This is a genomic window from Butyricimonas hominis (assembly GCF_014287455.1).
In the GTDB taxonomy this organism is placed as follows: domain Bacteria; phylum Bacteroidota; class Bacteroidia; order Bacteroidales; family Marinifilaceae; genus Butyricimonas; species Butyricimonas muris.
The window spans coordinates 1-8334 of record NZ_JACOOH010000018.1 but is presented as its reverse complement, the minus strand read 5'-3'; the positions used below and the strand labels follow the sequence as shown (position 1 = coordinate 8334).

The 8334-nt window shown below is 50.6% G+C and carries 8 protein-coding genes and 2 pseudogenes; all 10 read right to left on the bottom strand.

What is annotated here, in order from left to right; genetic code table 11:
• Nucleotides 1-651: conjugative transposon protein TraJ (traJ, locus tag H8S64_RS21720; protein WP_154398625.1), on the bottom strand; the 651-nt coding region annotated here is incomplete at its 3' end.
• 19 nt (nucleotides 652-670) lie between these two features.
• The gene (locus H8S64_RS21715; RefSeq protein ID WP_007566703.1) at nucleotides 671-1297 is read right to left on the bottom strand and encodes a DUF4141 domain-containing protein; all 627 of its coding nucleotides are present in this window, start codon (nucleotides 1295-1297) and stop codon (nucleotides 671-673) included.
• Nucleotides 1298-1308: 11 nt separating this feature from the next.
• Nucleotides 1309-3822: a TraG family conjugative transposon ATPase gene (locus tag H8S64_RS21710; protein WP_007566701.1), complete on the bottom strand. Its 2514-nt coding sequence runs from the start codon at nucleotides 3820-3822 to the stop codon at nucleotides 1309-1311.
• On the bottom strand, nucleotides 3819-4181 hold the full coding sequence (locus H8S64_RS21705; RefSeq protein WP_007566699.1) for a DUF4133 domain-containing protein: 363 nt from the start codon (nucleotides 4179-4181) through the stop codon (nucleotides 3819-3821). Before H8S64_RS21705 ends, H8S64_RS21710 begins: the two co-directional genes overlap by 4 nt.
• 10 nt (nucleotides 4182-4191) lie before the next feature.
• Nucleotides 4192-4434, bottom strand: coding sequence for a DUF4134 family protein (locus H8S64_RS21700; RefSeq protein WP_007845737.1), 243 nt, complete (start codon nucleotides 4432-4434; stop codon nucleotides 4192-4194).
• Nucleotides 4431-6086 (bottom strand): group II intron reverse transcriptase/maturase, encoded by a 1656-nt coding sequence (gene ltrA, locus H8S64_RS21695; protein ID WP_004316241.1) that lies wholly within the window; start codon nucleotides 6084-6086, stop codon nucleotides 4431-4433. The genes H8S64_RS21700 and ltrA overlap by 4 nt, the downstream gene beginning before the upstream one ends.
• Nucleotides 6087-6722: 636 nt before the next feature.
• Nucleotides 6723-6917: pseudogene (locus tag H8S64_RS21690) on the bottom strand (DUF4134 family protein); the annotation flags it as partial.
• A 170-nt stretch (nucleotides 6918-7087) separates the two neighbouring features.
• Nucleotides 7088-7717: a hypothetical protein gene (locus tag H8S64_RS21685; protein ID WP_007478186.1), complete on the bottom strand. Its 630-nt coding sequence runs from the start codon at nucleotides 7715-7717 to the stop codon at nucleotides 7088-7090.
• A 2-nt stretch (nucleotides 7718-7719) separates the two neighbouring features.
• Nucleotides 7720-8148 (bottom strand): DUF3408 domain-containing protein, encoded by a 429-nt coding sequence (locus H8S64_RS21680; protein ID WP_007478184.1) that lies wholly within the window; start codon nucleotides 8146-8148, stop codon nucleotides 7720-7722.
• A gap of 1 nt (nucleotide 8149) precedes the next feature.
• Nucleotides 8150-8334, bottom strand: a pseudogene (locus tag H8S64_RS21675) (ParA family protein); the annotation flags it as partial.

The window sequence follows — 8334 nt, the reverse complement described above, 5'->3', positions numbered from 1 at the left end:
TTGGAAACCGTCATAGACGGAAATCGCAAACGCCAGCGGACCCAGTATGCTTAACACGATTAGGAAGAACGTGCGCAGCGTGTCTATAATCAGCCCCGCCGCCTGAAAGAGCATTTCCAGCAGTTCCCTGAACCAGTCCCGGACGGACTTCTTTATATTGTACGCCGCCCTGTCCATATACATACCCGTCATAGTTACCATATCGGAGGGCGACCAGCCCAGTTCTTCCAGTTGCCTGTCAAATTCCTCGTCCGAAGCGAGGTAAGCCGTTTCGGGGCTACGCATCAGGGCTTCATATTCCAGTCGGTCTTTCTGTGCCCGGTATTCGTTCATGTCGAAAGTCTGCGTTTCCATAAGCTGGTTGCACCCTTTCACCACTGGCGACAATACCGTGTTGATAGTCCCCAGCACGAACGTGGGAAAGAACATGATGCACAGCCCCAGCGCAAAGGGACGCAGGAGCGGGTACACGTCTATGGGTTCGGCACGTGCGAGCGACTGCCACACTTTGGCGGCTACATAGAACAGCGCACCCAGCCCGGCTATTCCTTTGGCTACCCCCGTCATGTTGCTGCACAAGGGCATCATTTCATCGTACAGCACCCGCAACACTTGGTGCAGGTTGTCAAAATCCACCGCTGCTAATAACATAGGCATACCGATTTATATGTTACCAGTAGCGTTCATCCGCCGAGCCGTAAAGAGCCAGCACCCGGTCTGTGTCGTTCTTCTTCTTTGCCCGCAGGTAGGACACGGATATGTTCTTTCGGGTGTAGTAGTTCACGAGGTTGCGGTAGTTGAGCAGGCTTTTGTAGGCGTTGTTGATTACCGCCAGCCTTTCGGCATCCGTCAGCGACATACCCGTCACGTTCACTACATTCTTCAAGTCCTGCAACACGTCCGCACTTTCGGAGAGCAGCTTGGCATACCCGGCTGAAATGGCGGTGAGTTCATCCGGCGTGTAGTTCGGGTCAGCCAGCATGTTCTGGTAGTTTCGCACGTAGATTTCGGATATTTCCGCCACCAGTTCAATGGACTTCTTCACCTTGATGCCGCCCTTGACAACATCGTGTACCGCTTTGAGCGCATCGTAATAGACTTTTCCCTGCTGGAAAATCTTCTGCGCTTCCATGAAGCCGTCCAGCGTGTTTTTGGCTGTGGTGGAAGTCTGCACTATCTGCTTGGTGGTGTTGATGATGCCCTGTGCCAAATTGCCGGGGTCTGACACCACCCACTGTGCGGATGCGTTGCCGATGAAGCAAAGGCATACCGCCATAAGGAGAATTGTTCTTTTCATGTTCCTGATTTTTAAGTTGTTGATGATTGGGGATTACGTTTGCTTTCTGCAAGCCTCTTGATAGCCAGTTCAAGGTTGCCGCCCAGCTTGTCGGCAAGTGCGAACAGTTCCATTTTCTCGCTTTCCTCTGTCGTGAAGGTGTAATATTCTTCCAATGAAACTTCTGTGGCGTACACCGCCGACTGCGTGCCGCCCAGCGAGAAGAAAACTTCCTTGTACTTCCGTCCGGGGTGGTTCGCCATGTTGATAGACAATATCTGCGAACGCTCCTTGTCGGTCAGTCCCAAGAGGTTCTGTATGCTGTCAAACTTGTTGAGATATTTTCTTTGGTCTAACAGGATTTTGCAGTCCGAGTTATTGATGATACTCTCTTTCACGATAGGGGAAGAAATAATATCCTCAATCTCTTGCGTGACTACAATCGCTTCCCCGAAATATTTTCGGACGGTTTTGTAGAGGTAGCGGATATAGTCCGCCATGTTCGCCGATGCAATCGCTTTCCACGCTTCCTCGATTAGTATTAACTTCCTTATTCCCTTTAACTTGCGCATCTTGTTTATAAAGGCTTCCATGATGATGATAGTCGTTACCGGGAATAAAATCTTGTGGTCTTTGATGTTGTCCAACTCAAAGACAATGAAGCGTTTGTGCAACAAATCCAGTTCCTTGTCGGAGTTCAGCAGGTAGTCGTACTCACCGCCACGATAGTACGGTTCAAGCACGTTCAGGAAATTGTTTATGTCAAAATCCTTTTCCCTGACGTTCTTCTGTTCAAGCTGTCGGCGGTAATCATCCCGGACAAACTCGTAGAACGTGTTGAAGCAGGGCGTTACCGAACGGTCTTTGCCTGTCAGTTCGATATAGGCACTCACGGCGTTTGACAACGCCACTTCTTCCGACCGCTTCGGGGCTTCATCATCCCGCTTCCACAGGGTGAGTATAAGGGTCTTGATGCTCTCTTTCTTCTCTATGTCGAATACCCCGTCCTCGACATAGAACGGGTTGAACGCTATCGGGTTCTCGTTGGTGTAGGTGAAATAAATCCCGTCCTCGCCGTGCGTGCGGTTGTGGATAAGCTGGGACAGCCCCAAGTAACTGTTACCCGTATCTACCAGCAGCACGTGCGCCCCCTGCTCGTAATACTGACGCACCATGTGGTTGGTAAAGAAAGACTTACCCGACCCGCTCGGCCCAAGTATGAACTTGTTGCGGTTGGTCGTGATGCCTTTCTTCATGGGCAAATCCGATATGTCGATATGCAGCGGGCGACCGCTCACCCTGTCCACCATTTTGATGCCGAACGGCGAAAGCGAACTCTTGTAGTTCGTTTCTTCCACGAACAGGCAGAGAGCCTGCCCCAAGAACGTGTAGAAACTTTCCTCTGCGGGGAAGTCCGCTTCGTTTCCGGGTATGCCCGCCCAAAAGAGCGTGGGCGTATCGACCGTGTTGTGGCGTGGCTTGCACTCCATTAGCGCAAGCTGGCTTCCCACATCGTTGCGTATGCGTTTGAGTTCTTCCCGGTCGTCACTCCATGCCATGACGTTGCAGTGGCAGCGCACCGATACAAGCCCCTTGCTGTGCGCTTCGTTCAGGTACTCGTCTATCCATTCCTTGTTCACTTGGTTGGCACGGGAATAACGGGAGAGCGATTGCATGTTCCGGGCGGTCTGCTCGAAGTTCTTCAGGTTTTCGGCGTGGTCGTCTATGAAGATGAACTGGTTATAGACGTGGTTGCACGACAACAGCACGCCCACCGGGGCGGCGAATGACAGTCGGCAGTCGCTCCGGTCAGTGGACAGCTTCTCAAACCGTGTGTCCGTCCCGACCTTTCCGGGCAAATCTTCCACGTCCGAAAGCGTGTGCAGGCACAGTATGTCGTCCCCGACACGCATTTCTTCCGGGTACAGCCCGATGTCTTTCAGGCAGGTGGTATCTGTCTGCGATAGCGAGAAGTATTTCTCGATGATGCCCGCCTTTCCGTCCTGCCCGGTGATTTCCGATGCCGCCAGCCGGGTAAGGGTGACAAACCCGCTGTCGTTCATAATCCTTTCAAACTGCCCGACCGCTTCGATGAACTTTGCCGCCGCTTCCTTGTCGGCTATCTCCTGCGGTACAATCCTGCCCCGGCATAGGGTGGAGAAGTCGCTCTGTCGGCGGCTTCTCTCCCTTGTCGTCTTTGTCAGGAACAGGTAGCAGTAATGGTTCAGGAACGGGCGTTCATTGAAGTGCCGTTCAAAGGAGCGGCTTAAAAAACTAAGCTCGTCCCTTTCCGTGTCGGGCTGGTAGTTCTCCTTGATGAAGAAGTCCTGCTTGTGTACTATGGAGTAGTCGGGCAGCACCTTGATTGCCTTGTACCATGCCGAATGTATGGCTTCGTACTCGGCACTGGTGACGGTGAACAGTTCGGGCAGTTCCACCCTGAAAGCCACCGTTATGTCCGCATCCTTTGAAATGATGCAGCCGTTCTCCACCGCCAAAAGTGGAAATTTCCTTTCCAGCGTGGTAGCCTTTAACATATTTCTCATGGTCTTTCTTCCTTTCTTTTTTTGTAGGTGAATAATCGGGGTATCGCCTTTCGGCTGATAATGAAGCGTGGATGCCGTTTGCGTGCGGCGGCTTTCATCAGCCCGTGCGTGCCGTACTTGGCGTTGAGCCGGAACGTCTGCCACACGAGCAGCAGCGAAGCCGACACGATGAAACCGATACATAGCCACTGGTTCACGCCCGCCATGAACAGGACGATGAACACCACGAAGACGGCGAGCAAGCCGCCGCAAAAGATAAAGAGGTACTGGCTTTTCAGCCCCTTGAACTCCACGGGCTTCCCGATACCCCTGTTTACCTGATATTTTTCGGGCTTAGCCCTCAACAACTCGTCAGACATAGCCGCAGGTTTAGAGGAAGAACGAGCGCAGGATAGTGGCGGCTACAATCAGGAAGATGCACGCCCCGAACCAACTGGCGGCGGTCTTTGAGGTGTCGGGGTCGCCGCTTGAGTCGAGTAGGTCAGCCCCCTTACGGGAGCTTTCCCCTCTAAGAACCGTACGTGCGAGTTTCCCCGCATACGGCTCAAGCAACATGACCGTTACCGACTTTGTTATCGGTAGAGCCATCTCATTTTCGACTTTCATATTCATAATCTACTTTGCATTTTACGTTTACAACTGGTATGTACAAGAGTTCTTACCTTTCGTCCACTGACTATTTGTTCAGTGATACTCCAAGGTCTTTCCCTGTCAATACGCTCTCCACATACAGGACATACTTTATTCTGTCGTTTCCAAATGTTTATTAGAGATTGCCTGCCTTTCAGCGTTTGCTTCATTCGGTAGGTTTCTCTCCATTCGTAGTACGATTTATCTGATGGGTCATACGGATTGGCATAATGCCGAACCTTGACGAATTTCTCATGGTGGATGGTTGGTAGATAGGTCAGTTCGAGATAATCAATCTTATCTTTCTTGCCCATATCTGCCGCAAATCTCCACGAGTGCCCATTTAGTGTTCTGAAATACTTATCCTTTACCCATCCTTTACATTTCTGCGGATGTCTGCGTCTTGCCCATTGCCATATTTTCTTGAAGATTTCCCAATCCATTCGGTGGAATACATTCGCAGAAGTACCATATTTATAATAATTACCCCAACCTTTTATGATTGGATTCAGCATCATAATAAGTGACTTCTGTTTTACACACTTGTTGGCTTCTATCGTCTTGCGGATTTTTTCGCAAAACCTCTTTTGCGCATCTTTGGATGGAGTTGTCAGCAGCGTATTATTGCGGAACTTTCGGATATTGAAACCGAGAAAGTCAAATCCCTCATTTATATGTGTGATTTTTGTCTTTTCTTCTGATAGTGTCAGACCTCTTTCCGCAAGGAACTTACGTACTAATGGAAGTATAACCTGTTCTATCGTTTCCTTATCCTTTGCCGTTACAATGAAATCATCTGCATATCGTACAAGATGTATCTTAGGAACTATCTTTTTGTAGTTCACCTGATATTTCTTGACACTCTTTTCCAACAAATCTTGCAGTCCGTCAAGTGCCATGTTTGCAAGAGTTGGGGATATTATGCCACCTTGTGGGGTTCCCTCTTCCGTAGGAAAGAGTTCTCCATTGAACACATATCCGCATTCGAGCCATTTGCGTAGTATCTCCTTATCCATAGGGATATTGTTGATTAACCACGCATGGCTGATATGGTCGAAGCATCCTTTGATGTCCCCCTCAAGAATCCATTCGGGAGCGACCGAACGAGAAAGAACGATGTAGCATTGCTCGATGGCATCATGTGTACAGCGATGTCTGCGGAATCCGTAGGAATGGCTGTCGCCAGTGGTTTCCGCTATCGGGTCAAGTGCCATTAGGTACAATGCCTGCATCGCACGGTCTTTCATCGTTGGTATTCCGAGTGGGCGTAATTTCCCGTTCTTCTTTTTGATATTTACACGTTTTAAAGGTTGTGGCTTGTAGCCATGTCTTTTCAGAGTGAATATGGCTTTGGCTTTCGCCAATGGAGAAGACCATGTAATCTTGTCAACGCCGGAAGTAGATTTTCCTTTGTTAGTCGTAACTCGTTTTACCGCCAATGCTTTGGCGTAGAACGAGTGGGTAAGCATCCATTGCAGGGCTTTCACCTTGTTATTTCTGCCTTCCCTTTGAGCCTTTACAATACGTGCTTGCAGCTTTTGGACAAAACGCTCACATTTGTCCCAGTCGATTTTCGACCAGAGTTCGTGAATGTCTATGTCTTCGGGCGCACACGCCAATTTCTTTGCGTTCATTTGCTTTCCTTTCTTTAAAAGTTCTGTAAACTATCTTGTAAAGTGTCACCATAGGCGGAAGTCTGCCCACTTTCGTGTCGGATGATGTTACCTTTACCAACCCGTGATATTGGCTCAATCCGTATCCTCCCCATTACAGGGAGGCATTCGCTTTTTCCGCTATCCTATACCCACACCCCATGTAGGCTTGCCTTGCGGCTTGCTTACCAGCTCTGATGAACTGGAGAGATACGGGCTTACCGTGTTTTACATAAGTGATAAATAAGCGGGTTAGGTCCTGTCTATTCCACCGGCAGTGCTAATGTCCGTGTGCCCCCAAAGTTCAAGAGGACAGCCGACTGCTTACCTTTTGGTCCGAGCCTGTCAACAGCCTTTGGCTCGTTATACCTTACGATGTTTATCGGACAGTTCACTTTCGTTGACCATACCGCTAAGCCAAGCTCCTCGTGCTGAATGGTGTTATCAGCCGTTGATTTCCCCTCACGGTTCAATCTTCTCCTTTTGGAAAGGCTACCTTGTCGGGACAGCTCCGTACAAAAGGATTACTCCCAATGCACGTGTCCGTAGGCTACTCCAGACGGAACTGGAGGTGTAATCTTGATGTTACACAATCACTTACGCAACTTCACGTCGCACAAACTTGTTATATACTTTTACCCCGCCAATCAAGCCGCAGACCGCCCCGATTGCGTACACCAGTTTTGTTCCGGGGTCGAAATACCCGGTGATTAGGTTCGTGGCTTCGGTGATGCCCGCCTGCCCGTTTCCTTGTGCGTAGGCACTTACCACGGCGGCAAGTATAGCCGCCGACAAGAAGATTTTCTTTCTCATTGTGATTTGTTTTTAATGCCGGGCGGCGGGTGGATAGTCCGCCTTTCCCGGCTGGTGAATAATTTGAAATTTTAGTGGTCGGGGATAGTCCCGTTTGTCTGTTTGGTTTTCAGGTTGCCAATCAACCGTAATCACGCTGTTTCATGCTGTCAGGCTTATACATTATTATATTATAGGAAATCGTTCATGTCGAACGCTTCGTGTTCCTTGCTTTTATTGCCAGCTTCGGCAGGGACAGCAGCCGCAGCCAGTTCCGCTTCGTTGCGTCCCAGCAGTTCCGCCACCTTTGCCAGCCCGCCGTTGATGTTCTCCACCACCGCATCGTAGAGGTTCGTCCCCTCAATCCTTGCCAGTGTCCCGGCGGCTTGCCGCTGTTCCGTTTCGGTGGGGTTGTCGGCGTTCGCCGTGCGTACCGCTTCGCCCAGTTCGTCAAAGCTCACGCCCGTAGCCCGCCCGGTATCATCGTCACCGTCCATGTACCCGGCTATTTCCTCGTCCTCGTAGTCGGGTTCGTCATTCTCGTAACCGGGCGTTTCTTCCGGCAGTCCGTCAGCCTGCGGCGCAAAAATAGTATCATTTTCAGCCGCTTGCGGGAGGTGTCCCGATTTGTCCTGCGCTGTCTGAAATTGTCCGCTCTTGTATCGGCTTTCACCTATCAGCGTGTAGCCTGAAACCCCGTTTCGTGGAAGCGGCGCATCATCCGTTTTGCCCGGTGATGTCCGGCTGTCCGTGTAGCGATACCACAGCCACAGGGCGATGTAGTACACCAAAAGCCCGGTAAGTATGCAATAGATTACCATAGTCAGACAGGCTTTTGGAAGTGGCTTTCGTACAGGGTGTTTATCTCGTCTTGGTACTGCTCGAAGTGGCGCAGCAGAATGTTTTCCACGTAGCTGCTTACCGTCACCTTTCGCCCGCCTATCACCGTCACGATACGCATCAGCTTCTCATGCGTGGTTCGGCTCACGTACAAGGGCTGTCGGTCTGCCAGTTCCACTTTCTGAAAGTAGGTTTCCCGGTAGTCGCCCGAACCGCCCTTGCGCTTGCGGGGTGTCGGTTTCTCTACTTGCACTGTTTCAGCCTGCCGTCCCTCGTGGGCGGTTTCCGTTTCGCTGCCGGGCTGCGGTTCATCATCCGGCTGGCTCTCCCGCTTGGCGGGTACACCCTGCGAGATAAGTTCCCGCATAAAATCCTCGTCTATCTTCGGCATCCCGCCGCTTTGCTTTGCCATATCATTTTAATTTGATGTAGTACACTATTTCGGTTATCAGTTCTTCCAAGTTGCTTCCCCTTACCAACGGGCGGCTGGCGGGAAAGAGCGTGGAGCGGAACACCGCCTTTTTATCCGCCACCAGTTCCTTTTTGTAGCGTTTGGTATCGGGGATAAAGGTTTTCATCAGCGGCAGTTCCAGTTCCT

Excerpts from the sequence above, each read along its gene's own strand:
- H8S64_RS21685 (WP_007478186.1), bottom strand. The coding sequence starts at position 7,717 with ATGGTAATCTATTGCATACTTACCGGGCTTTTGGTGTACTACATCGCC.
- H8S64_RS21700 (WP_007845737.1), bottom strand. The coding sequence starts at position 4,434 with ATGAATATGAAAGTCGAAAATGAGATGGCTCTACCGATAACAAAGTCG.
- H8S64_RS21705 (WP_007566699.1), bottom strand. The coding sequence starts at position 4,181 with ATGTCTGACGAGTTGTTGAGGGCTAAGCCCGAAAAATATCAGGTAAAC.
- H8S64_RS21680 (WP_007478184.1), bottom strand. The coding sequence starts at position 8,148 with ATGGCAAAGCAAAGCGGCGGGATGCCGAAGATAGACGAGGATTTTATG.
- H8S64_RS21710 (WP_007566701.1), bottom strand. The coding sequence starts at position 3,822 with ATGAGAAATATGTTAAAGGCTACCACGCTGGAAAGGAAATTTCCACTT.
- H8S64_RS21715 (WP_007566703.1), bottom strand. The coding sequence starts at position 1,297 with ATGAAAAGAACAATTCTCCTTATGGCGGTATGCCTTTGCTTCATCGGC.
- ltrA (WP_004316241.1), bottom strand. The coding sequence starts at position 6,086 with ATGAACGCAAAGAAATTGGCGTGTGCGCCCGAAGACATAGACATTCAC.